The sequence below is a fragment of the Flavobacterium sp. LHD-80 genome (assembly GCF_030929605.1).
Lineage (GTDB): Bacteria > Bacteroidota > Bacteroidia > Flavobacteriales > Flavobacteriaceae > Flavobacterium.
In genome coordinates this window covers 214810-239329 of the sequence record NZ_JAVFVS010000008.1, presented here as the reverse complement: position 1 = coordinate 239329, position 24520 = coordinate 214810, and the positions used below count along the sequence as shown (strand labels likewise).

Annotated in this window: 20 protein-coding genes and 1 pseudogene; 14 read left to right on the top strand and 7 right to left on the bottom strand. The window is 33.6% G+C overall.

Translation table 11 applies throughout. From position 1 onward, the window contains the following. Positions 1-49: 49 nt before the first annotated feature. On the bottom strand, positions 50-667 hold the full coding sequence (locus RB619_RS12500) for a thioredoxin family protein (protein WP_308097898.1): 618 nt from the start codon (positions 665-667) through the stop codon (positions 50-52). Between the two features lie 189 nt (positions 668-856). Here RB619_RS12500 and pyrH point away from each other — a divergent pair, with 189 nt between their 5' ends. The 3 genes from pyrH to RB619_RS12485 all read left to right on the top strand — a co-directional run bounded on the left by pyrH (position 857) and on the right by RB619_RS12485 (position 4900). Then, the gene (gene pyrH / locus RB619_RS12495; RefSeq protein ID WP_035681787.1) at positions 857-1564 is read left to right on the top strand and encodes a UMP kinase; all 708 of its coding nucleotides are present in this window, start codon (positions 857-859) and stop codon (positions 1562-1564) included. A gap of 160 nt (positions 1565-1724) precedes the next feature. Then, positions 1725-2288 (top strand): ribosome recycling factor, encoded by a 564-nt coding sequence (frr, locus tag RB619_RS12490; RefSeq protein ID WP_035653278.1) that lies wholly within the window; start codon positions 1725-1727, stop codon positions 2286-2288. Between the two features lie 119 nt (positions 2289-2407). Beyond that, a complete protein-coding gene (locus RB619_RS12485) occupies positions 2408-4900 on the top strand; it encodes a DUF5686 family protein (protein ID WP_308097894.1) in 2493 nt (830 codons plus the stop codon). Positions 4901-5299: 399 nt separating this feature from the next. Here the strand turns inward: RB619_RS12485 and RB619_RS12480 are convergent, their stop codons facing one another. The 4 genes from RB619_RS12480 to RB619_RS12465 all read right to left on the bottom strand — a co-directional run bounded on the left by RB619_RS12480 (position 5300) and on the right by RB619_RS12465 (position 9670). Continuing rightward, entirely contained in the window at positions 5300-7570 is a 2271-nt protein-coding gene (locus RB619_RS12480) for a cation:proton antiporter (protein ID WP_308097892.1), read from the bottom strand. Positions 7571-7750: 180 nt separating this feature from the next. Further along, the gene (locus tag RB619_RS12475) at positions 7751-8470 is read right to left on the bottom strand and encodes a response regulator transcription factor (RefSeq protein ID WP_308097890.1); all 720 of its coding nucleotides are present in this window, start codon (positions 8468-8470) and stop codon (positions 7751-7753) included. Beyond that, positions 8433-9194, bottom strand: coding sequence for a histidine kinase (locus tag RB619_RS12470; RefSeq protein WP_308097888.1), 762 nt, complete (start codon positions 9192-9194; stop codon positions 8433-8435). The genes RB619_RS12475 and RB619_RS12470 overlap by 38 nt, the downstream gene beginning before the upstream one ends. Positions 9195-9340: 146 nt before the next feature. Next, positions 9341-9670, bottom strand: a complete 330-nt coding sequence (locus tag RB619_RS12465) for a multidrug efflux SMR transporter (RefSeq protein WP_308097885.1) — start codon at positions 9668-9670, stop codon at positions 9341-9343. A gap of 182 nt (positions 9671-9852) precedes the next feature. Here RB619_RS12465 and RB619_RS12460 point away from each other — a divergent pair, with 182 nt between their 5' ends. The 4 genes from RB619_RS12460 to rpoN all read left to right on the top strand — a co-directional run bounded on the left by RB619_RS12460 (position 9853) and on the right by rpoN (position 16334). Beyond that, positions 9853-12219, top strand: a complete 2367-nt coding sequence (locus tag RB619_RS12460; protein WP_308097884.1) for an MMPL family transporter — start codon at positions 9853-9855, stop codon at positions 12217-12219. A 507-nt stretch (positions 12220-12726) separates the two neighbouring features. Further along, positions 12727-14172 carry an asparagine--tRNA ligase gene (gene asnS, locus RB619_RS12455; RefSeq protein WP_308097882.1) on the top strand — a complete coding sequence of 482 codons (1446 nt, stop codon included), beginning with the start codon at positions 12727-12729 and terminating at the stop codon, positions 14170-14172. A gap of 185 nt (positions 14173-14357) precedes the next feature. Then, positions 14358-14753 carry a GxxExxY protein gene (locus RB619_RS12450; RefSeq protein ID WP_308097880.1) on the top strand — a complete coding sequence of 132 codons (396 nt, stop codon included), beginning with the start codon at positions 14358-14360 and terminating at the stop codon, positions 14751-14753. Positions 14754-14873: 120 nt separating this feature from the next. After that, positions 14874-16334 carry an RNA polymerase factor sigma-54 gene (rpoN, locus tag RB619_RS12445; protein WP_056208502.1) on the top strand — a complete coding sequence of 487 codons (1461 nt, stop codon included), beginning with the start codon at positions 14874-14876 and terminating at the stop codon, positions 16332-16334. Between the two features lie 203 nt (positions 16335-16537). Here the strand turns inward: rpoN and RB619_RS12440 are convergent, their stop codons facing one another. Next, positions 16538-16975 (bottom strand): hypothetical protein, encoded by a 438-nt coding sequence (locus RB619_RS12440; protein WP_308097878.1) that lies wholly within the window; start codon positions 16973-16975, stop codon positions 16538-16540. A 28-nt stretch (positions 16976-17003) separates the two neighbouring features. Further along, on the bottom strand, positions 17004-17594 hold the full coding sequence (locus RB619_RS12435) for a thymidine kinase (RefSeq protein ID WP_115887456.1): 591 nt from the start codon (positions 17592-17594) through the stop codon (positions 17004-17006). Between the two features lie 238 nt (positions 17595-17832). Here RB619_RS12435 and RB619_RS12430 point away from each other — a divergent pair, with 238 nt between their 5' ends. The 7 genes and pseudogenes from RB619_RS12430 (at position 17833) to RB619_RS12400 (ending at position 24360) form a co-directional block, all read left to right on the top strand. Further along, positions 17833-18882, top strand: coding sequence for a hypothetical protein (locus RB619_RS12430; RefSeq protein WP_308097876.1), 1050 nt, complete (start codon positions 17833-17835; stop codon positions 18880-18882). A 111-nt stretch (positions 18883-18993) separates the two neighbouring features. Beyond that, on the top strand, positions 18994-19710 hold the full coding sequence (gene rsmI, locus RB619_RS12425) for a 16S rRNA (cytidine(1402)-2'-O)-methyltransferase (protein WP_308097874.1): 717 nt from the start codon (positions 18994-18996) through the stop codon (positions 19708-19710). Between the two features lie 5 nt (positions 19711-19715). Continuing rightward, positions 19716-20099, top strand: a complete 384-nt coding sequence (locus RB619_RS12420) for a hypothetical protein (protein WP_308097872.1) — start codon at positions 19716-19718, stop codon at positions 20097-20099. A 14-nt stretch (positions 20100-20113) separates the two neighbouring features. Beyond that, entirely contained in the window at positions 20114-20458 is a 345-nt protein-coding gene (locus tag RB619_RS12415; RefSeq protein WP_308097870.1) for a HopJ type III effector protein, read from the top strand. 346 nt (positions 20459-20804) lie between these two features. Continuing rightward, positions 20805-22544 (top strand): single-stranded-DNA-specific exonuclease RecJ, encoded by a 1740-nt coding sequence (gene recJ, locus RB619_RS12410; RefSeq protein WP_308097868.1) that lies wholly within the window; start codon positions 20805-20807, stop codon positions 22542-22544. Next, positions 22495-23776 (top strand): annotated as a pseudogene (locus RB619_RS12405) (MFS transporter). The gene recJ and the pseudogene RB619_RS12405 overlap by 50 nt, the downstream one beginning before the upstream one ends. Next, positions 23776-24360: a hypothetical protein gene (locus RB619_RS12400; protein ID WP_308097866.1), complete on the top strand. Its 585-nt coding sequence runs from the start codon at positions 23776-23778 to the stop codon at positions 24358-24360. The pseudogene RB619_RS12405 and the gene RB619_RS12400 overlap by 1 nt, the downstream one beginning before the upstream one ends. Positions 24361-24520: the final 160 nt, after the last annotated feature.

Below are 24520 nucleotides of genomic sequence, written 5' to 3'. Positions count from 1 at the left end.
ACACGTTATCAACAATTATTTTATTAAATACTTCCCCAAGTAATGGTTATTATAGTCGATTATACTTAATGTTTTCCATGATTTCAACCAACTCTTCTTGTACAGAAATCCCTTTATCTGCTAAATACCACAATTGAAGATCGGTTTTGATTTTTTCATCGATTGGCCCAACTTCTTTTTTGTGTTTTGCCATTAATTCGGTTGCTCCTTTTGGTCTTGGCCCCCAATCTGCTCGAACTATTCCAGCTTCTTTGCAAATCACAATTACTTTTGGGATTGCTCTTCCTCCGTTTGTCAAATAATGATTCATCAAATCATCATTTTCATCACGGAAAACAATTCGGAGATCTATTTTTTTATCCGATTCGTGAGCCATTTTATTTAAAATTGGAAGAATCTGAGCCGCATCTCCGCACCATCCTTCTGAAATTACCAGCCAGATATAATGATTATTCAGATGCTGCAGTTTTGAAACTAAATTTTCAGAAACTTGGATCGTCTTTTCGAGCCGATTCATTCTTGCTTCATTCAATTTCGTATAATTAGTCAGACTTTCAGACTGCTCATTTCCGGTCGATTTTCCTTCGGATAATAAATCGGAAACTAATTTTCGATATTCCGCATAGGAATGGCTGTTAAATAATGCTTTAGCTACGATACTTTTCATAAAAATTTATTTTGCTTACCATAAATTTACGGATTTCTGAAGATTGATAACTGACTTTTATCAGTTTTGATAGAAAAAAACGCTAAAATTCTTTATAAATTTAAATTCATAGCACAATTATTTTTTTGTAAACATTATTTTTAAAAATCAGAATATGTCTATATTTGCACAAATTAACGCAACACAAACATGAAATATAAAAGAATTCTTCTTAAACTTAGCGGCGAGGCCTTAATGGGTGATTTACAATACGGAATTGACCCAAAAAGATTGGCCGAATATGCAGATGAAATTAAGCAAATCCACAGTAAGGGTGTAGAAATCGCTATTGTAATTGGAGGAGGAAATATTTTTAGAGGCGTTGCTGGTGCAAGCGCTGGAATGGACAGAGTGCAAGGTGATTACATGGGAATGCTAGCTACTGTTATTAACGGAATGGCCTTACAAGGCGCGCTTGAAGACAAAGGAATGAAAACGCGTTTACAGACTGCTTTAAAAATGGAATCTATCGCAGAACCTTATATCAAAAGAAGAGCTGATCGTCACTTAGAAAAAGGAAGAATCGTAATTTTTGGTGCCGGAACTGGAAATCCATATTTCACAACCGACACTGCTGCAGTTTTAAGAGGAATCGAAATCAATGCTGATGTTATCCTGAAAGGAACTCGTGTTGATGGAGTTTATGATTCTGATCCAGAGAAAAATGCTTCGGCAGTAAAATTCGACTTTATCTCTTTTGACGATGTTCTTAAAAAAGGATTAAACGTAATGGACACAACGGCGTTTACCTTAAGCCAGGAAAACAAATTGCCAATCGTTGTTTTTGATATGAACAAAATTGGAAACCTTTTGAAAATCTGCGAAGGCGAAAACATCGGAACTGTCGTAAATATTTAGACTACTTAGATTGTTAGTCCCGAAGTTTCGGGATAGAAAATTAGACTTTCTAAATTTCGGCGATCCAAAAAAATAAAATTATATCAGTTAGTAAATTAGATGAGTTTTTAAAAGAAAATCTGAAAATCCAATCATCTAAAAATCTAAAAATCTAAAAAAAATGAGTGAAGAAATAGATTTCATATTAGAAAGTACTGAAGAGTCAATGAATGGTTCGATTGCGCATTTAGAAAAAGAATTTCTAAATATTCGCGCAGGAAAAGCTTCTCCAGCTATGCTTGGAGGTGTTTTTGTTGATTACTATGGTGCTGCAACACCACTTTCGCAAGTATCAAAAATCAGTGTTCCTGATGCGAGAACAATTACTTTACAGCCTTTTGAAAAAAACATGCTGCAGGCAATTGAAAAAGCAATTATGATTGCCAATATTGGTTTTAACCCAATGAATAATGGTGATGTAATTATCATCAGCGTGCCGCCTTTGACAGAAGAACGTCGTCGAGATTTAGCAAAACAAGCAAAATCTGAGGCTGAAGATGCTAAAATTGGTATCCGTAATTCTCGTAAAGATGCTAACACTGACATCAAAAAATTAGAGAAAGAAGGAACTTCTGAAGACATCTGCAAATCTGCTGAAGAAGAAGTTCAAAACTTGACAAATGCTTTCACTAAAAAAATTGATGAGTTATTGGCTGCAAAAGAAGCCGAAATCATGAAAGTGTAATACGATATAACAGAAAATAAAAAATCCGTTTGGTGTAATTTTGCCAAACGGATTTTTTTATTCTTATTTTTGCATACCAAAATTATTTTTTTTTCGTTTTTGAATCTATATAATTCTCTATGAGACTATTTTGTTTATTGACTTTGTTTTTTACGCTTACTATTCAGGCGCAATTTCAAATAAACGGAATTGTTACAGATGCAAATAACAAACCTCTTCCTTTTGCAACCATAACAACAGCCGACAACAATAATACCATTACAGATGTTGACGGAAAATTTGAATTTAAAATCAATTCACAAACGACCACTTTTGCCGTTTCGTACATTGGGTTTCAAACCAAAATAATTGGCATAACTAGCCATAAAAAATTTTACGCAATTTCGCTTTTGCAAAAGACAGACGATTTAAAAGAAGTTGTTGTTTCAAATGAAAACCCGGCTTTGACGATCATTAAAAAAGTTATTGCGAATAAAAACAAAAACAATCCACAGAAAAAACTCAGCAGTTTTGAATACAAAACATATAACAAACTGATTGTTACGGCAAATCCAGATTCTATCGACGGCCGAATTGATTCATCTGCAGCTTATAAAGATTTCAATAAAAAAACAATAAACATTGATTCTTCTGATTATAAATTTAAAGAAATCATCAGCAAACAGCATTTGTTTCAAACGGAGAAAGTTTCGCAGTATCAATTCGGAAACAATAAATTAAAAGAAACGATCCTCGGAACAAAAATGGCGGGTTTTAAACAGCCAGTTTATGAAATTATCGCTTTTAACTTGCAGTCTATTTCGATTTACGATTCGAAATATGAATTATTCGAAACCAAACACCAAAGTCCAATTGCAGACAATGCCTTTTCCGATTACAATTACAAACTTCTAGACACGGTGCCAATTAAAGGTCGAAATACCTTTATGATCTACTTTAAAAACAAGAAAAGAAAAACAAATGCATTAGAAGGTGTTTTATATATCGATGAGGAAAATTTTGCTGTTGCAAAAGCTGTAATGCGCATAAAAGCAGTTTTAGACATTAGTGGTATTCATGAATTTGAATATGTGCCGGAGGAAAAAATCTGGTTTCAGAGCAACACTACTTTCAAAATTGTAAAAGGAAAGAATGACGATGATATTAAAATTTTAGGCGGAACAATTCAGTTTGACGGCGATGTCGAAGATAATTTTGAGCGCAGAAAAAAAGTAGCTTCTGATTTTACGTACCTAATTTCTGAAAGCAATAATTTTGACATTCATTACAATACAAATCCTACTATAAAAAATCCGTCGCTTTATATTGAAATTAAAGATGATGCCAATAAAAAACCCGAAGAATTCTGGAATCAATATAGGAAAGAAAATTTAGATTTAAAAGGCCAAAAAACCTATCAATTGATAGACAGTTTGTCGCTGAGCAAACGAATTGAAAAACGTTTGGGTTTAGGCCGAAAAATCATTAACGGTTATCTCCCAATTGGGCCAATTGATTTGGATTTAAAAAAGCTTATCAGTTACAATAACTATGAAGGTTTTCGATTGGGTCTTGGCGGTGTAACCAACGATCGATTTTCTAAATTGTTTAGAATTGAAGGTTATGGCGCATATGGAACGAAAGACGGGGTTTTTAAATACAGCATTGGATCTGGAGTTTTATTGGACAAAAACACTAATACTTGGCTAAACGGATCTTATACAGATGATGTTCGAGAAATTGCAAGTACGGTTTTTGCTGTAGACAAACGCGTTTTTAAGATTTATGATCCGAGGCCTATCAACATTAGTACTTTTTACAAATACATAGCTTGGAAAGCAAATATTCAAACCAAAATTATTCCGAAAACAGAAGCAGTTTTCGAATTAGCAAGAACGTATGTAGAGCCAAAATTTGACTATTTATACAATCTAAACGGGCAATTGTATTCAAGTTATATAATGACGACTGCAATGGCATCGATTGTTTGGGCGCCATTTAGCGATTTTATGCAGACGCCAACTGGAAGAACAGAATCAGACAAACAATTTCCGCGATTTACATTCCAGTTTACACAATCATTGCCAAATGTTCTTGAAAATGATTTTACATTCAGTAAAATAGATTTCAAAACAGAATATGAAAAAAAATACCTCAACGGACAAAAAACAAGTTTACTCCTCCAAGGTGGTGTTGCAATGGGTGATGTACCAATTACGCATTTATACAACACCATGCCAAATAACTTGACAAAAGAAACTGTAATTCAGCGTATTACTTTTGCCGGACGAAACAGTTTTGAAACCATGTATTTTAATGAGTTTTTCTCGAGCCAATACGTTTTCTTTCAAATCAAACATGGTTTTGACCGAATTAAAATCATGAAAAAAGTTCGCCCATCTTTAGTTTTAGTAACAAGAATGGCTTGGGGAAATATGGAAAAACCAGAACAGCATGTTGGACCTGCTTATAAAACTTTAGACAAAGGTTTTTTTGAATCTGGAATTGAATTAAACCGTATTTTCAAAGGTTTTGGTTTGGGCGGATTTTATCGTTATGGTCCAAATCAATTACTGAAATTTGAAGATAATATTGCGGTTAAGATTTCTTATGTTCTGGATTTAGGACTTTAATTTTAAATCCAAATTTGGCCGAATTTAACCGCAAAGAACGCAAAGTTTTTACGCAAAGATCGCAAATTTTACTTCATTTTTTGTTTTCCTGAGTGAAGTCGAAGGACAGTCCTATATTCTACAAACATAATCCATAATAATAAAAACGTTCTGTTTGTCATTCCGAGGAACGAGGAATCTCCACGAGAAGCTCTACAAAGTTTGGGTTTTCGTTACGGAGTTTCTTGCGGAGATTCCTCGTTCCTCGGAATGACAAATATTGCGCTTACTTCAGTTTTAGCATACTCAGAACCTTTGTCAAAGTTTAAAACTTTGACAAAGTTGATCTCAAAAAAAAATCCCAATCCCCAATCGAAAAATTGGAATTTGGGATTTAAAAAAATTGGCATTTTCTTAATTTTATGGTTTCAAAATCAAAACAGACGGCGTATTATTCAGCCAAGTGCTTTGAGATTCGATCAGTTTTTTCCAGCTGTCTAAACTTATAATCATTAAGTTTTGAGTTTCTAAAAACTCTTTTTTAATTGTTCTATCATGCATAATCATAATATGATTTGGTGCAATCTGTTCAATAGAACGAATAGTTTCCTGAATATCGCGGGTGTTTTTCACTTCGCCGCTGGCATCTAAAACTGTAATTTGAGAACCATTATTATTGATTAGTTTTTTAGCATATTCAATTAAATAAGCATCTTCTTTACTGAAGACTGGCATAAAAACCTGATCTACTTCTTCTAAATCTTTGTCGATAAAAATCCCAACCGGCATTTTACTTTTTGCAATAATATGACGCGTTCTTTCATCAAAAGGAGAATTTTCGAACAAACCTTCTTTTCCGGTAAATTTATCAATCAAACGATCTGGATTTACAATTCTTGTTGTAAATCCAAGAATTTTTCCAAGAAGCGTTCCGTCAAAAATAGACTGACCTAAACCAACCAGCAATAAATCATATTCGCCTTGATTTGCGGTATCAATAATATCAGAATCAATATCATTTGTTACTTTAAAAATACTCAACATATTTTGATTCAGCTGTTTTGACTCTTCAATAACAGGAACTAGCATTTTACGTTCGTGATCTTTAACATCAAATGAATGTATTTCTGTACTTAAAGACAAATGCATTGCCGTTACAATCGAATTATCACCTTGTTTTTTAACTAAACTGTTTGCGATTTTCAGTAATTTTTTTCCTCTTTCAGGAGTTGCAAACGAAAGCAGAATCTTGTATTTGCTTTTGGTTCCAATTTCTTCTGGAACTGCGGTAGCTTTATCTTTAAAAACAAAATTTATAAAATCTAAAGCCGGTCCGGTCATAAAGGTTGTGATCAAAGCCATGATTACCATCATGGTGAAAATCTCTGTAGATAAAACTCCTAAATCATAACCAATATTTAAAACGACCAATTCCATTAAGCCTCGCGTATTCATCAAAGCTCCAATCGCTAAGCTGTCTTTCCAGTTTTGACCAACGAATTTTGCCGCCAAAGCACTTCCGAAGAATTTACCAACAACTGCCACTAAAATAATTAGACCTGTAATTTTCCATAAAGCAGGATCATTCAATAAGCCAATTTGTGTACGTAAACCAGTAAACACAAAGAATAAAGGAAGAAGAACAATTATCGAAACGTCTTCTACTTTTTCAATAAATATATTTCTGAATTTATTGTTTTCTGGCATAATCGCTCCAGCCAAGAAAGCTCCGAATAATGCATGAATTCCAATTAATTCAGCAGCATATGCAGAAAACAAAAGTGTCAAAAAGAAAATAGCAACAACTGGTTTATTTAAACTTTCGCGAGTTGAATTCAAATCACCAACACGTTTCAAGAAAGGACGAACAATTTTCAACATGATAATCACATATAAAATTGCTAGACCAATTACATATAATGAACTTGCTAATGAACCTGCTTTTACAATAGCAATTACTACTGCCAAAATACACCAAGCCGTAATATCATCTGCCGCCGCGCACGTAATCGCGATAGTTCCTAACTTCGTTTTTTGAAGACCTCGCTCCTGCACTATTCGCGCCAGCACCGGAAATGCCGTAATACTCATGGCGATTCCCATAAACAATCCGAATGAAGAAAAAGCAACGCCTTGAGGAGCAAAAGTTCCGTAAATAAAATAAGCTAAAGTCAATCCTAAAGCAAACGGAATAACGATACTTGCATGACTAATCACAACTGCATCATGGGCTTTATTCTTCAAGACTTTTAAATCCAATTCCATTCCGATAACAAACATGAAAAGAATTAGACCAATTTGGCTTAAAAACTGAAGATTCCCTAAAGATTCTTTTGGAAATAAAGCTGCTGAAAACTCCGGAAAATACATTCCTACCAAAGAAGGCCCAAGGACAATCCCGGCAATCATTTCTCCAATTACAGACGGCTGTCCGATTTTTCTAAAAAACCATCCAAATAAACGTGCGACCAAAATAATGGTTACGATCTGCGCTAATAATATGGCAAGAGGATGCTGTAGATTTTCGACCATTGAATGCAAAAAATCATTCCAATGATTGCTTTCGATTTTTTTCTCTAATACATTTCGGCCCGCTTCAAGAGAAGAACCTTGTGAAATTATCCAATAAATCAAAGTGGTAAAACCGCCAATAACTGTAATGTAAAATAAGGAGTTTTTAAAGTTATTCATAACCCAATTTTTAAAATTATGGAACAAATATCAGAAGTCAACTTAACGTAAAAAAGCAATTTTGCAGCTAATTTTAAATGTATGTAATAAGTCTGTAAAACTTTGTAATAAGTTCTAAAACTCATTAAAAAAGGGCTTCGACTTCGCTCAGCCTGACAAGGTTTTGACTTATTTTATCCTTTATATTTTCACCTTTTTCAAAAAGTCAGCGCGGTAGGTTTCACTCAAAATTAAGCTTGCATTTTTATTGTTTTCTTCCAAATGATGCAATACAATTTCGTTGTGATTAAAGAATTTTATTGCTTTTACGGCAACAATTTCTTTTTTATTAACTCGGCAAAAATCAGCTTCTGGTAAATCTTTTAAAAGTGTGTCGAATTTTATGTTTTTCAAATTCAAAAAACTGCCGTCAGTCAATAAGACCGTTTTATCACGGCTATCGCTAATTGCTGATTTTATATACTGAATCTGATTAAAATAAAGAAGCATTTTTCCTTTATCAGTATTCAGCTGAATGAATTTTTTTCCTGTTTCCGGCTTTTCAAAACGTTCAATCGCTTTAGAAATTGCTTTTTGCAGACGTTCTAATTTTACAGGTTTTGTAATATAATCTACAGCATCGATATTAAAAGCTTCGGCGGCATATTCTTTATAAGCGGTGCAAAAAATGACCAATTTATTTTGAAGCATTTCAGCCAAATGAAGTCCGTCGATTCCTGGCATTTCGATGTCAGAAATCAGCAGATCAAAATCAAGATCAGGAATGTCAGAAAGAAGCTTTTCAGGATTATTATAAGTTTTTACAATTTCCAATTCAGGAATTTGTTCGCAAAGCATTTTTAGGTACGTTAATCCCGGAAGCTCATCGTCCAGAAGCAAGCATTTCAGTTTTGTATCCAAGTAAATCTATTTTTAGATGCGCAATATAAACATCGTTTTCTACAAACTTGTCGAGTTTGAAATTATTCTTGTAGATGATTCTCAGACGATGCTCTAAAGTTGCATGTCCAAAACCGCTTCGTTCTTTTTTTAATACTTTTTTATCCGAAATTTTATTCGAAACCGTCATAAAAAAAGAATTGTCTTTGAACTCAAAAACAACCGAAATAAAAGCATCGGCACTTTGCAAATCAGCGTGTTTAAAGGCATTTTCAATTAAATCAATTGAAATTAAAGGTGCCAATAAAGGCTGATCGTATAATTTATCTTCTTTATTGATGTTGGTTTTGATCTTTAATTCAAAAAGCGGACTTATTTTGATTTTGTTGATTTCGATTAAATTCAGCGCAAAATCAATTTCTTCTTTGGCCGTGACGAATTTCTTTTTGCTTTCGTATAAAATATAATCCAAAACATTGGCCAATTTATCTAAAGCAAAATAAGTTTGATACGCGTGCGACTGAATCGAATTCAAAATATTCTTAAACAAATGCGGATTCAGTTTTGATTCCAATGTTTCCAACTGCAAATCATTTACTTTTACTTCGAGCGCATAAAAACTCTTTTCGGCTTCATCTTTTGCTTTTTTTGCCTGCATTAATTGGTAAACCATAATGCCGATGATGACGACAAGCAATAGAAGAATTGCTAAAAAAATAAAAGTTGTGGTATTGTTTTGCTGCATTTTTTAAGAATAGTTAAAAGTTTTTTTGCCCACTGATTTTACTGATTAAACTGGTTTGCACAGATTTTATTTGTTCACTGTAATTATGAATAACTAAATTTAAAAAGAAAAATCTGTGCAAACCAGTTTAATCCGCGTGCCATCACTTAATGACTAGAAACAAACTTCAATCCAATAATTGAAGCAATCAAAGTAGTCAGGAAAAATATTCTCCAGAAAGCTGCAGGTTCTTTAAAAACAAAAATCCCGACTAAAACAGTTCCAACCGCGCCAATTCCTGTCCAAACCGCATAAGCAGTTCCAATTGGCAATGTTTGCGTTGCTTTATATAATAAAATCATACTGATTGAAAGACACACAAAAAAACCAATCATCCAATACGTTGATACAATTCCGGTTGTTTCTTTTGCTTTTCCAAGACATGATGCAAATCCTACTTCAAAAAGTCCTGCAATAATCAATAAAATCCAATTCATTTTCTTTTCCTATTTTAAATTAACTGCAAATATGAGAAAAGCTTACGACTAAACCTTAATAAATAAGAAAATTATCACAATTGCAAGAATTGCAAAATTGTGTTAACATTGCGTAAAATACAATCGATTGTTTATGATTTTGAGCCATTTTCACTACATTTGCAACCATTTTTAAAGATTTTATGAAAAACGCTATTCAAGTTGGCTTTTGGGAAAAACTAGCCCGAATCATACTTAAAAACAGAATTACAATTTTAGTTTTAGTTGCTGCTCTAACAATTTTCCTTGGTTACCAATGGAAAAACCTGTCTATGACGTATACCGAAGCTAACTTACTTCCTAAAAATCATATCGCAAATAAGGACTATCAAAAATTCCTGGACAAATTTGGCGAAGAAGGAAATCTAGTTGTAATTGGTTTTCAAGATCCAAAATTTTTCACGCCAAAAAACTATGCGGCTTGGAATGAATTGATGACGGGTTTAAAAAAATCTAAAGAGGTTGATTTAGTAGTTTCTCTAAATGATTTGAAGAAACTAGAAAAAGATACTGTAAACGAAAAATTCGTTCTTACGCCATTTATCGATCAAGCTAAATCTCAAGATCCTGAATATTTAAAAAAGATTCAATACGATTTATTTCACAATTTGCCTTTTTATGAAGGTTTGCTGTTTAATAAAGAAAGTGGGAGTATCCGTTCGGCAATTTACATCAACAAAGCGCTTGTAAATACACCGGAAAGAAAAACTTTTATCTTAGAAAACTTGGTTCCGAAAATTGATAAATTCGAAAAAACAACCGGAATTGACCTGAAAGTTTCGGGAATGCCATACATCAGAACGATTAATGCGGCTGATATGAAAGGCGAAATTGGATTGTTTATTGGCGCTGCTTTATTGACGGTTTCGTTGATTTTCTTTTTCTTTTTCCGCTCGTTCCGTGCTACATTTATTTCGATATGTATTCTGATTGTTGGCGTTGTTTGGTCTTTTGGGACACTGGGATTATTTCATTATAAAATCACAATTTTAACGGCTATTATTCCGCCATTAATTATCGTAATCGGAATCACGAATTGTATTTTCTTGATTAATAAATATCAGCAGGAAATCAAATTACATAACAATCAAGCAAAAGCGTTACAGCGTGTTATTTCTAAAATTGGAGTTTCGACTTTAATGACGAATTTGACAACTGCGATAGGTTTTGCAACCTTTATGATTACCGGAAATGATTTGCTTTTTGAATTTGGTTTAGTAACTTCTATCAACGTAATTTCTGTTTATTTATTGACACTTTTAATTGTGCCAATTATCTACAGTTTTATGCCTTTGCCAAAAGAAAAACATTTATACCATTTGACTAAAACATATATTTCGACTTTATTGAATGTTGTGGAAGATTTGGTTAAAACAAAACGTCGCTACGTTTATATTGTTTACGGATTGTTTCTAGTTTTCAGTGTAATTGGAGTTTCGCAAATGAAAGTTTCAGGAAGTTTGATTGGTGAAATGCCAAAAAGCGCTTCTTTCTTTAAAGATATTTTATTCTACGAAAAAGAATTCAACGGCGTTATGCCACTTGAAATTATGATTGACACCAAACACAAAAAAGGTGTTATGAAAGCGTCGACCATTCGTAAAATGGATGAATTGCAAAATACAATTGCTGAAATTCCGGAATTGGCAAAACCAGTTTCTATTGTGAATTTGGTTAAATATTCAAAACAGGCTTTCTACAACGGAAATCCAGAATATTACCAATTGCCGACTTCGCAAGAACAGACTTTTATTTTGGGTTATGCTAAAAATGCAACCAAAAACAGCAAAGAAAATTTAATGAAAGCTTACGTTGATTCAACTGGACAATATGCCCGAATCACGACTTTCATGAAAGATATTGGAACGGACGAAATGGCGAAAGTCGAGAAAAAATTGCATGCTAAAATCGATGAAATTTTCCCGAAAGATCGCTATGAAGTTACCGTTACCGGAAAAGCATTGGTTTTCCAGAAAGGAACTTCGTATTTAGTTGACAATTTAATTGAATCGCTGATTTTTGCGATTTTAGTAATTGCGATTTTGATGCTGTATTTATTTAGATCTTTCAAAATGGTAATGGCATCTGTCATCACAAATGTTTTACCGCTTTGTATTACATCTGGATTAATGGGGTATTTCGGAATTCCGTTGAAACCATCAACTATTCTTGTGTTTAGTATTGCGTTTGGAATCTCTGTAGATAACGCAATTCAGTTTATGGCGAAGTACAAACATGATTTGATTCAGAGCAACGGAAAAGTAAAAAAATCGGTTTTCAGCGCTTTAAGAGAAACTGGAATCAGTACTTTTTATACATCAGTCGTTTTGATCTTAGGTTTTGCGACTTTTACATTGTCAAGCTTTAGCGGAACGATTGCACTTGGAGGATTAATTTCTTGTACTTTGGCTTTTGCGATGTTTGCGAATTTGGTTGTATTGCCTTCTTTGGTTTTGACTTTTGAGAAGAAGAAGACTAAGAAAGAGGAATTGGAGGGATTGGATAAGTAAAACATTAAATATGCTAGGTCTATTTACATCTGTAATCCCAATTATCTTTGGAACAATTTTAAAGTCTACAAATAGAGAAGATTTAAAACCTCTAAAAAAATATTGGTTATTTCTTATAATTGCTGGCGCTTTGTTGTTCATCTTAAGATTATACGATTTTTTAAAATAACTATTATACACAATATTGTCATTTCGACGAAGGAGAAATCTTCGCGAGTAGCTCCGTGCAGTACTTCTTATCTTTGTCGAGTTTCTTACGAGGATTTCTCCTTCGTCGAAATGACAAAAAATAAGAGAAATAAAAAACAGGTGCTTCTTTTGAAAACGAGTGCCCTAGCCCTGATCGAAGCGGCATCCTTTCTATTTTTTCTTTAAAAATAGAAAGATACAGCGGAGAGCAGGAAACAGCTTCAAAAATTAATTATTATCGTTTATATTTGCAATTCGATATAAAAACACTGGTTTTATTTTAATCTAAAATCAGCAATCTATAAATCTAAAATTAAAATGAGACACACAAAGGTTAAAGACTTATTAAACAGTACGACGACGCTACAGGAAGTGAATGCAAAAGGATGGGTGAGAACTTTTAGAAATAATCAGTTCATCGCGCTTAATGACGGTTCTACAATTAATAATATTCAATGTGTTGTTGATTTTGAAAATACACCGGAAGAAACTTTAAAAAGAATCACGACTGGAGCTGCGGTTTCTGTAATTGGAACTTTAGTTGAAAGCAAAGGTGCAGGTCAGAAATATGAAATTCAGGTGAACAAACTTGAAATCCTTGGAGATTCTGATGCTGAGAAATTCCCAATGCAACCTAAAAAACACTCTTTAGAGTTTTTACGTGAAAACGCTCACTTGCGCGTACGTACAAATGCTTTTGGTGCGATTATGCGTGTGCGTTCGGTATTGTCATTTGCGGTTCACAAATATTTTCAGGAAAAAGGTTTCGTGTATGTAAACACGCCTATTATCACTGGAGCTGATGCTGAAGGTGCTGGAGAAATGTTCCAGGTAACTTCATTGCCTTTGGATAATCTTCCAAAAAATGAAGAAGGAAACATTGATTTCAAAAAAGATTTCTTCGGAAAACATACGAACTTAACGGTTTCTGGACAATTAGAAGGTGAAACTTTCGCAATGGCTTTGGGTCAGATTTATACTTTTGGACCAACTTTTAGAGCGGAGAATTCAAACACTTCTCGTCACTTGGCAGAATTCTGGATGATCGAGCCGGAAGTTGCTTTCAACGACCTTGATGACAACATGGATTTGGCTGAAGATTTTATTCAGTATGTAATTAAATATGCTTTAGACAACTGTCAAGATGATTTGAAATTCTTAGAAGGAAGACTTTTAGAAGAAGAAAAATCAAAACCACAAGCTGAAAGAAGCGAAATGAGTTTGTTAGAGAAATTGAACTTCGTTTTGGAGAACAACTTCAAACGTGTTTCTTATACAGAAGCAATTGACATTTTAAGAGATTCGACTCCAAATAAAAAGAAGAAATTCCAATATATCATCAACGAATGGGGAGCTGATCTACAGTCAGAACACGAGCGTTATTTAGTTGAAAAACACTTTAAATGTCCGGTAATTTTATTTGATTACCCAGCAAACATTAAAGCGTTTTACATGCGTTTGAACGACAACACAGAACCTGGAAGAGAAACAGTTCGTGCTATGGATATCCTTTTCCCTGGAATTGGAGAAATCGTTGGTGGTTCTGAAAGAGAAGAGCGTTACGATGTTTTGGTTGAGAAAATGAAAGCGTTGGAAATCGACGAAGAAGAATTATACTGGTATTTAGATACGAGAAGATTTGGATCAGCAACGCACGCAGGTTTCGGTTTAGGATTTGAGCGTTTGGTATTGTTTGTTACAGGAATGACAAACATTAGAGACGTAATTCCTTTCCCAAGAACTCCTGGAAGTGCAGAATTCTAGGAAGTTTTGCCACGAAGGCACAAAGACGCTAAGTTACTTTTAAACTGAATGAATTAAAGACTCAAAAAAATTAAATAATACCACGAAGACACAAAATCTCAAAGTATTGTTTTATTTTTTAGTTAAGATTTAAAAACTTAAAAAAACTTTGCGCCTTCGCGTCTTCGTGGCAAAAACAAGACAAAATGCTCTCAGAAAGAACGGAAGAAATTGGAAAGATAATTGTTAACTCAGCATTTAAAGTTCATAAACAACTTGGACCCGGATTATTAGAAAGAGTTTATGAAGTTTGTCTAGCTCACGAAATTGCTAAAGCTGGTCTTGATGTAAAGCGCCAAGTTGATATTCCAATCGTGTATGATGGAATTGAATTTAGCGAAGGCTTAAGATTAGATTTACTGATTGAAGATTCTATAATTATAGAAATAAAAGCTGTAGAACAAATGAATCCGGTTTGGGAAGCACAAATTATAAGTCAGATAAAATTACTGGATAAAGATTTAGGCTTTTTAATTAATTTCAATGTTCCGTTGATAAAGAGCGGTATCAGAAGATTTATAAATACGAAAAGAGTATTTTAAATTTTTTAATAAAGAAGAAAACTTTGTGTCTTAGCGCCTTAGTGGCAAAAAAACAAGAAACAAAAAACAAATAAAACTTTGTGCCTTCGCGCCTTAGTGGCAAAAAATAGCGCCTTAACTATGCTCAAGCAATTTTTAAATTTAAAATTATCACAAAAATTATCTCCACAGCAAATTCAGCTGATGAAGTTAATTCAATTGCCTACGCAAGCTTTTGAACAGCGTTTATTAGAAGAAATGAACGAAAATCCGGCTCTGGAAGCTGGAAAGGAAGACGAATACGAAGCCGATGAATTTGCCAATGAAGACTACGACGATTATGATGATGCAGAATCAGATAGAATCGAAGCAGACGACATTAACATTGACGAATACTTAAGCGACGACGACACACCTGATTACAAAACTCAGGTTAATAATTATAGTGATGATGAAGAACGCGAAACGCCTTTTGCGTCGCCAATCAGTTTTCATCAGGATTTAATCAATCAGCTGAATACTTTTATTTTGAACGATGAAGAACGCGAAATCGCTGAATTCCTTGTTGGAAGTATTGATGATATGGGTTACATCCGCAGAAGCGTTCCAGATATTGTAGACGATATGGCTTTTACTCAGGGAATTTATACTGATGAAGCGATGGTCGAAAAAATGTTGCACGTGATTCACGAACTCGAGCCTTCGGGCGTTGGAGCACGTGATTTACAGGAATGTTTATTATTGCAATTAAAGCACAAAACACCAACAGAATATGTTGATTTAGCGATTGATATTATCGAAAATCAGTTTGATGCTTTTACGAAGAAACATTACGACAAACTTTTACAGAAATACAGCGTTTCGAACGAACAGCTTAAAAAAGCGATTCATGAAATTGAAAGACTAAACCCAAAACCGGGCGGTTCTTTTACCGGAAATAATAAAGTTACAGAAAATGTAGTTCCCGATTTTGCCATCAGAATTGTAGACGGCGAATTAGAACTGACTTTAAACGGAAGAAATGCTCCTTCCCTGCATGTTTCTAAAGATTATCAGGAAATGATGCAGACGTATAAAGATTCACGTGATAAATCGACTGCGCAGAAAGATGCGGTTCAATTTATCAAACAAAAACTGGATTCGGCTAAATGGTTTATCGACGCGATTAGACAACGCCAGGAAACGCTTTTTGTTACGATGAATGCGATTATGCATTATCAGGAAGAATTTTTCTTAGACGGCGACGAAACCAAGCTAAAACCAATGATCTTAAAAGATATTGCGGATATGGTTGGTTTGGATATTTCGACGATTTCGCGTGTAGCAAACAGTAAATATGTTGAAACGCCATACGGAACAAAATTAATTAAAGAATTCTTCTCTGAAGCCATGAAAAATGATCAGGGTGAAGATGTTTCGACTTTAGAAATCAAAAAAATTCTTAAGAATACAATTGAAGAAGAAGATAAAAAGAAACCACTTCCAGATGATCAATTGGCAGAAATCTTAAAAGAAAAAGGGTATCCAATTGCGAGAAGAACAATTGCTAAATACCGTGAACAACTTGATATTCCGGTTGCGAGAATGAGAAAGAAGATTTAATTCTTTTTTAAACCATATAAGAGATATAAGTTCATTTAAAAAAGAAACCCGACAAATTTTAAATTTGTCGGGTTTCTTTTTTCCCGTTCGTATATTAAACTGGACTGAAGTCCAGTTTACATATCGCATTTTGATTTTACATAAAAAGCAAACCCGACAGGTTTTAAAAACCTGTCGGGTTTAGCAACATTTAAATTTTCTAATTATTTATATTGATCCGGCAATATTTTCACTGTAAACAAAAATACCTTCTTTTTATCGCTATAACTATAAATCAAAGTATAATCATTATCTCTAAAAACCTGAAGCCCCGGATTTGCTTTGGCTGTACTTAAAAGACTTTTTTTGATTTCATCCTGAATCAAGTTTACATCTGCAGTTGTTTTTTCAACATTTAGCAAGGTCAAATTATATTGAACAACTTGTTTTTCATGCAAACTCACACTGTCTAAACGAATACCTTCTTGAATTGTTAATGGGCAATTTTTATTGTATTTCCCAACTAATTCAACAATTTCGGTATTTACCTCATCTTTATTTTCAGAAAGATAAAACTGAAAAAAAACAGCTAAAACAATCGCAATTCCTATAACTGCAAATAATAAAACATTTTGTTTTTTACGACTTTGCGTTTCTTTCATACTATCTAAATCTTAAATAATTTGAGGTTTATTTTTCTTGTATTTTTTTCATTGCATTAAAATATGCTGCTCGGCTAAGAGGTTCGTATTCCTCGGTTTCACCAAGCATAACCAACTTATCATTATCCGTTTTACGAAAACTATAATTGGCAAGATTTCCGGTTCTGGTGCAAACTGCATGAACTTTGGTAACATATTCTGCTGTTGCCATAAGTCCTGGCATTGGCCCGAAAGGATTCCCTTTAAAATCCATATCAAGTCCGGCAACAATTACACGAATTCCCTGATTAGCAAGATCATTACAGACCGTAATAATTTCATCATCAAAAAACTGAGCTTCGTCAATTCCTATAACGTCGCAACCTTGCGCCAAAATCAAAATATTAGCCGCCGCCGGAACTGGCGTTGAACGAATTTCGTTGGCATCGTGAGACACCACCATTTCGTCATGATAACGGGTATCAATAGCAGGTTTAAAGATTTCGACTCTTTGTTTGGCAAATTGGGCGCGTTTTAATCTGCGGATTAACTCCTCGGTCTTACCCGAAAACATTGATCCACAAATAACTTCAATCCAACCAAATTGTTCTTTGTGATTTACTGTATTTTCGAGAAACATTTTGTATTTTTCTACCTTTAAAAATGAATAGTTTTTATTACTTTGTACTGGTAATAAATTGACGCAAAAAATCGCTGTTTTACGTTTTTTCAAAAGTAGAAAATTTTTATCAAATCGGAGATTGGTAAATGTTTATTAACAGAAATAATAAAAATATCGTGTTGATTTCCTCTCGTACAAAAGACATTCAATTACAAAATATATTAAAATACCCCTATTCACTATAATTTCAACAGTTATGAAAAAAAAATTGGAAGCCGATTTAATCAGCATTGCACATCGAATTTTAAAACTTAAAAACAAATCCGATATCAATCAATTGTATCTTGAAACGCAGAAATTATATGAGAAACTGGCGATTTTAAAATTTGTCGATGAAAATTTCGATGAAGCAAAACCTACCATCAGCCACAGCGAAATCAATTCTCAAATCGAAACTATTTTCGAAAAAGAAGAAACAGCTCCAGCGGAAGTTAAAATTGAAACACCAGTTACAGTTGTAGAAATTCCAATTGAAGAAACTCCTGAGCTAGCAATTGTTGAAGAAATAATTGCCGAAATTCCAGAAGAAACAACATCGGAACCAATCGAAGAAGAAATTCAGGAATCAATTGAAGAACCTATTATTGAAAAAGTAAAAGAAACTGAAGCAGTCAAAAAAACTGAAACTGTTGTAAATGTTGAAGATCCAATTATTGAAAAAATTAAAGAAGCCGTTTCTGAAGCTAAAAAAACAATCGAAGCAAATGATCTTTCATTTAAAACAAGCAGCGACAAAAACCCAATTCCCGATTTCAAACCGGCTTTTGAATTAGAAAAACCAGCAGAAATAGAAGAGCCAAAAATTGAAGCTTCATCAAAATCTACTGTTATTCCAATTGCATTTGAAGATTTCGGAGTCAATTATGCCGATGCACAATTTGTAAAAGTAGAAAGCTTTGAAGCCGTTCCTTCAACTCCATTTCCATCACTTAATGAACCGCAAGAGACAATAATTGAAACTGCCGTTTTAGAAACGCCATCTGAACCAAAAGCTACTACTTTAAACGAAAAACTGGCAAAAGGTTTTCACGTTGATTTAAATGACAGAATTGCTTTTACTAAAAACCTTTTTGGAAACAGCACTGAAGATTATAGTCGCGTTTTAAATCAATTACTGACTTTTGACACGTATGGCGAAGCACAGGAATTTATCGAAAACATGGTAAAACCAGATTATAATAATTGGGAAGGAAAAGACGATTACGCAGAGCGTTTTCTAGGAATTATAGAGAAGAAATTCTCATAAAAAAACAAAACACGAATTTCACGAATTGACACGAATTTTTCTTTGTGAAATTTTCTAAAGACTTCGAATTTGTGCTAATTCGTGCAATTCGTGTTAAATTTAAAATATACTATGTCAAAATTATATATCGTTCCAACGCCAATTGGCAATCTTGAAGACATGACTTTCAGAGCCATACGGGTTTTGAAAGAAGTCGATTTGATTTTGGCCGAAGACACCCGAACAAGCGGAAAACTCCTGAAGCATTTTGAAATTGGCACACACATGCACAGCCATCATATGCATAATGAGCATAAAACAACCGAAAATTTAATTGCACGTTTGAAAGCTGGTGAAACTATCGCTTTGATTTCTGACGCAGGAACTCCGGCAATTTCAGATCCTGGATTTTTATTAACTCGTGCTTGCGTCGAAAATAAAATCGAAGTTGAATGTCTTCCAGGGGCAACGGCTTTTGTTCCCGCTTTAGTTAACAGTGGATTACCAAATGATAAATTTATTTTTGAAGGTTTTTTGCCTGATAAAAAAGGACGTCAGACTCGTTTTTTGGCTTTAGCCGAAGAAACCCGAACGATGATTTTATACGTTTCTCCACATAAACTCGTTAAAACTTTATCTGAATTTGTACAATATTTTGGAGAAGACCGACAAGTTTGCGTTTCGAGAGAATTATCAAAATTACACGAAGAAAATGTACGCGGAACGGCAAAAGAAGTTTTAGCGCATTTTGAAAAAACCGCACCACGAGGCGAAATTGTCGTGGTCGTTGCCGGAAAAACCATAGAAAAAGAAGCTAAGAAAAGTAAGTATTCTAAGGATGAAGAATAATTAATATGAATAAAGTATTCTTAACCTTTTTATTGATAATAACTTTTTCTTGTAAATCAAATCTAGATCATCAATTTGCTTTAGAAAATGAACAATTGATTGACGAATGGAAATCTGAAAATAAAAAATTCATTGAAAAAAATCGTGACAAGTTAGAAGACCAAGAAATGTTAAAATCATTAGATAGTATAGTCGTAGAATATACTATTAATAAAAACAAAATATTAGCTGTTAAATTTATAAAATCAAAAAGCGGAGTTAAAAGATTGAACTTTTTAAAGAAAAATTTCAATAAAGAAGAAATTAAAGTTCTATTAAAAAAAGTCCCAGAATCAATAAAAACAGATACTAACTATATCTCTTTGGAAAAATACATCAGTCCAGAATAAATCAAACTATAATCATGAGCATTCAAGCCTTTTTAGAAAAAGTAAAACAAATTCCAACTCAAATCACATTTCCTGAAACTATTGCCGTAATCGAAGAAAACTACAATTTTACGCCAACTGCTTTTCAAAATGGAACACAGCATAACGCTGCAGGCGAAAATTCAGGTTCTTGTAAACTATTTTCTTTCGCAAAACTGCAAAACCTAAGCAAAGACGAAACTTTAGCTTGTTTTGGCGCTTTTTATTTTGAAGAAGTTTTAGGAAATCCAAACGGAACAAATCACCAAAACATTAGAAATTTTATCAACTTGGGTTGGGATGGAATCCAGTTTGAAGGAAATGCTTTGGAAGCAAAATAATTTTAGATTTTAGAGTGTAGATTTTAGATTGCTGAAATCTACACGCTAAAAACTTTGTCAAAGTTTCAAACTTTGACAAAGTTGAAACAGAATATCTCTACCGCTTCCGACAACCATCGGCAATGCGCAAAAAAATAAACACATAGAAACATCGATTTCTTTGTTTATGAATAAAAGAAATTAGAAAGAAATTAGTTTCTAACACATAGAGCTATGTGAATTTATGCAAGTGAAACGCCTTTTTAAATTCCCAATGAGCTATGATTCTATGTGTTTAAAAAAATCACAATCAGATTAAACGATTTCAAAAATCTGAAGTCTAAAATCTAAAATTTAAAATCAACCCATGCGTTGGACATTAAAACCAAAACCTTCTGAAGATAAAATCAAACATTTAGCGCAGGCCTTAAATGTAGAAGATTTTGTAGCAACACTTTTAATTCAGCGTGGCATTGAAACTTTTGAGGACGCTAAGAATTTCTTTCGTCCGTCTTTAGAACATCTTCATGATCCATATCTAATGAAAGATATGGATAAAGCGGTTTCCCGAATCGAATCGGCTATTGAAAATCAGGAAAACATCTTGGTTTTTGGCGATTATGATGTCGACGGAACAACTGCAGTTTCTTTGGTTTCTTCGTATTTAAAATCTCATTATCCAAATATTGCAACTTACATTCCGGATCGTTATGATGAAGGCTACGGAATTTCTTTTAAAGGAATTGACTTCGCCGACGACAACGGATTTTCATTAATTATAGCACTCGATTGCGGTATAAAATCGATCGATCATATCGCTTACGCGAAAGCAAAAAACATCGATTTTATTATTTGCGACCACCACCGTCCTGGAGAATTTCTTCCAGAAGCGGTTGCTATTTTAGATCCAAAAAGAGAAGATTGTAATTATCCTTATGATGAATTGTGTGGTTGTGGCGTTGGTTTTAAATTGATTCAAGCTTTAGGACAAAATCGAGGTGAAACGATTGAAGATTTGGTTCCCTATCTCGATTTAGTTGCTACAGCAATTGCGGCAGATATTGTTCCGATTACGGGAGAAAATCGCGTTTTAGCTTATTTTGGATTGCAAGTAATTAACAGCGAACCAAGACCCGGAATTAAAGCTTTGGTACATCAGGTAAAAAAGAAAGTTTTAGATATTACCGATGTTGTTTTTATTATTTCGCCAAGAATTAATGCAGCAGGAAGAATTAAACATGGAAATCATGCAGTTGAATTGCTGACAGAATTTGATTTTGAACAAGCGCAGCAATTTGCCTCTGAAATTGAACAATACAACGCTGATCGAAAAGATTTAGATAAAAAAATCACCAAAGAAGCTTTTCAGCAAATTTTAGAAAACAACGAAGTGGAACGTTTTTCAACTGTTGTTTTTCAGGAAGACTGGCACAAAGGCGTGATCGGAATTGTGGCTTCGAGATTGATTGAAACCTATTATCGCCCAACTTTGGTTTTTACGAAAAGTGGTGACAAATATGCCGCTTCGGCAAGATCTGTAAAAGGATTTGATGTTTATAATGCATTAGATGCTTGCGCAGAGCATTTGGAACAATTTGGAGGTCACATGTACGCAGCCGGAATGACGCTGAAAGCCGAAAATTATCAGACTTTTAAAGAAGCTTTTGAAAAACAAGTTTCTTCGACAATTTCTCCGGAAATGCGAACTCCAGAAATCGAAATTGACGCCGAAATTAATTTTTCAGATATTACCCCAAAACTGATTCGGATTTTAAAACAATTTGAGCCTTTTGGCCCGCAAAATATGACTCCTGTTTTTATGACTTCGGATGTAAAAGATACCGGTTATGCCAAAACTTTAGGTTCAGAAGATGAACATTTAAGACTTTTCGCTAAACAAACTAATTCAGACGGAATTGCTGCAATTGGCTTTGGGCTCGGAAAAAAATTAGATCTCACAAAAAATCAAAATACATTTCAGCTCGCTTATACAATAGCTGAAAATGAATGGAACGGAAACATTTCAACACAGCTTATGCTGAAAGACATTAGAACAAATGAAAGACAAATCAAACAAGCCAGACCCGTATCAGGCACTTCGTTATAGAGAATTCAATGTATTTTTATTACTGCGTTTCTGCATGGTTTTTTGCCTGGGCAATGCAGTTTATTGTGATTGAATGGGAAGTTTACAGTTTAACTAAAAACCCGCTTTCGCTAGGAATTATAGGTTTAATGGAAGTTATTCCCGCAGTTTCTATGGCATTATTTGCTGGTCATATTGTTGACCAAAAAGAAAAGAAAGGATTATTAGTAAAATGTATTCTTGGATTTTCGGTAATCAGCTTCGGATTGTTTTTAGTGACTTGGCCAAAAGTTGTTGGCGATTTATCTCAAACTGTTATTTTATATTCCATTTACACTTTAGTCTTTTTGGGCGGATTAGTTAGAGCTTTTCTTGGGCCAACTATTTTCTCTCTTCTATCATTGATTATTCCTAAAAAAGCATATCCAAATGCGGCGACTTGGAGCAGTTCGGTATGGCAAATCGGAGCTGTAATGGGACCAGCATTGGCTGGATTCTCAATTAACTGGATTGGCGTTCATTGGTCGATGTGTCTGGTTTTTGGATTCTCTCTTCTTTCTTTAATTGCTTTATCACAAATCAGCGCAAAACCAATTATAAATCCAAAAATTGGAGAATCAATAAAAGACAGTCTTACAGAAGGATTAACTTTTGTATTCAAAAACCAAATTGTTTTAGGAGCCTTATCGCTTGACATGATTGCTGTACTTTTTGGAGGCGCAGTAGCGTTATTACCTGTTTTCGCTCAAGATATTTTGAAAGTCGGTTCTGAAGGATTTGGGATATTAAGAGCCGCTCCTGCGATTGGATCTTTTATTACAATGCTCGTTTCCGCTTATGTTCCCTTATACAAAAATGCAGGAAAAAAACTTTTAGTTGCCATTTTTGTTTTTGGACTTTCTATCATCTTATTTGGTCTTTCTACATCATTCTGGCTTTCTGTTTTCGCTTTATTCTTGAGCGGACTTGCCGATGGAATTTCTGTAGTTATTCGCCAAACTATTTTACAGCTTAAAACACCCGATCATATGCGTGGGCGCGTTGGTGCTGTAAATTCAATTTTCGTTGGATCATCAAATGAATTAGGCGCTTTTGAAAGTGGTGCAACTGCGAAATTAATGGGAACTGTTACTTCGGTTGTTTTTGGCGGAAGTATTACACTTTTAACCGTTTTAGGCTTTGGTTTTATATCTCCAACTTTTAGAAATTTAGATTTGAAAAAAGATATGGATGAGCATCATAATCAGGAGTAATGATTAAACTTAAAAATAGAATTTTAAGAATACATCTAACAGCATTAATTATACTTTTAATTAATTTCATAATTAATGCTGTTTTCGAAATTGGTTTAATTGCCAATTTACGTCTCGTTCTTAAAATTCTATTTTATATTTCAGCTTGTATCTTGTTCTTTTATTATGTGAAACCATTTAAAAAAAGAGCTTTATACTTTTCACTTTTTATCTTTTCTCCTATTTTCATTTTTATAAGTTGGTTAATCGATGGCGTTTTTGGTGCTGTTTTAGGATCCATTTTTCTTTTTTTCTTTGTTCCAAATGATACTCGTTTTGAAAATGGTCAAATTCAAATCAATAAAAAATTTGGAGGTTTTTTAGGTGCATGCTGTAAATATGAAGTAATTGAAAAAAAGTACTTTTTATTTGAAAAAAATATTGGTGAATTTCAATTTGAAGACAATCTGTATTTCAACAAAGAAGATATTCAATTTCAAAAAGACACATTAAAAATGCATCTTATATTAAAAAACTATCATCCTCAAGAAGATGATCACTATGTCACAACAGATACTATCATTTATACCATTTTAAAGCGTTAATTTTTAGTTGATGAAATCTACTATTTCTCACTTTTATTTCATCTAAAATCGAATTCCTAAAAATCAATATAAACAACTAAAAATCAATTATTAACAAGGTTTTTTTAGCATTTTTTTATGCTTTTCTTAATCAAGTGTTAATACAAAGAGTGTGTACCTT

What these genes read in the sequence shown, in the direction of transcription:
- RB619_RS12500 (WP_308097898.1), bottom strand. Translation starts at nt 667, where the DNA reads ATGAAAAGTATCGTAGCTAAAGCATTATTTAACAGCCATTCCTATGCG.
- pyrH (WP_035681787.1), top strand. Translation starts at nt 857, where the DNA reads ATGAAATATAAAAGAATTCTTCTTAAACTTAGCGGCGAGGCCTTAATG.
- frr (WP_035653278.1), top strand. Translation starts at nt 1,725, where the DNA reads ATGAGTGAAGAAATAGATTTCATATTAGAAAGTACTGAAGAGTCAATG.
- RB619_RS12485 (WP_308097894.1), top strand. Translation starts at nt 2,408, where the DNA reads ATGAGACTATTTTGTTTATTGACTTTGTTTTTTACGCTTACTATTCAG.
- RB619_RS12480 (WP_308097892.1), bottom strand. Translation starts at nt 7,570, where the DNA reads ATGAATAACTTTAAAAACTCCTTATTTTACATTACAGTTATTGGCGGT.
- RB619_RS12470 (WP_308097888.1), bottom strand. Translation starts at nt 9,194, where the DNA reads ATGCAGCAAAACAATACCACAACTTTTATTTTTTTAGCAATTCTTCTA.
- RB619_RS12465 (WP_308097885.1), bottom strand. Translation starts at nt 9,670, where the DNA reads ATGAATTGGATTTTATTGATTATTGCAGGACTTTTTGAAGTAGGATTT.
- RB619_RS12460 (WP_308097884.1), top strand. Translation starts at nt 9,853, where the DNA reads ATGAAAAACGCTATTCAAGTTGGCTTTTGGGAAAAACTAGCCCGAATC.
- asnS (WP_308097882.1), top strand. Translation starts at nt 12,727, where the DNA reads ATGAGACACACAAAGGTTAAAGACTTATTAAACAGTACGACGACGCTA.
- RB619_RS12450 (WP_308097880.1), top strand. Translation starts at nt 14,358, where the DNA reads ATGCTCTCAGAAAGAACGGAAGAAATTGGAAAGATAATTGTTAACTCA.
- rpoN (WP_056208502.1), top strand. Translation starts at nt 14,874, where the DNA reads ATGCTCAAGCAATTTTTAAATTTAAAATTATCACAAAAATTATCTCCA.
- RB619_RS12440 (WP_308097878.1), bottom strand. Translation starts at nt 16,975, where the DNA reads ATGAAAGAAACGCAAAGTCGTAAAAAACAAAATGTTTTATTATTTGCA.
- RB619_RS12435 (WP_115887456.1), bottom strand. Translation starts at nt 17,594, where the DNA reads ATGTTTCTCGAAAATACAGTAAATCACAAAGAACAATTTGGTTGGATT.
- RB619_RS12430 (WP_308097876.1), top strand. Translation starts at nt 17,833, where the DNA reads ATGAAAAAAAAATTGGAAGCCGATTTAATCAGCATTGCACATCGAATT.
- rsmI (WP_308097874.1), top strand. Translation starts at nt 18,994, where the DNA reads ATGTCAAAATTATATATCGTTCCAACGCCAATTGGCAATCTTGAAGAC.
- RB619_RS12420 (WP_308097872.1), top strand. Translation starts at nt 19,716, where the DNA reads ATGAATAAAGTATTCTTAACCTTTTTATTGATAATAACTTTTTCTTGT.
- RB619_RS12415 (WP_308097870.1), top strand. Translation starts at nt 20,114, where the DNA reads ATGAGCATTCAAGCCTTTTTAGAAAAAGTAAAACAAATTCCAACTCAA.
- recJ (WP_308097868.1), top strand. Translation starts at nt 20,805, where the DNA reads ATGCGTTGGACATTAAAACCAAAACCTTCTGAAGATAAAATCAAACAT.
- RB619_RS12400 (WP_308097866.1), top strand. Translation starts at nt 23,776, where the DNA reads ATGATTAAACTTAAAAATAGAATTTTAAGAATACATCTAACAGCATTA.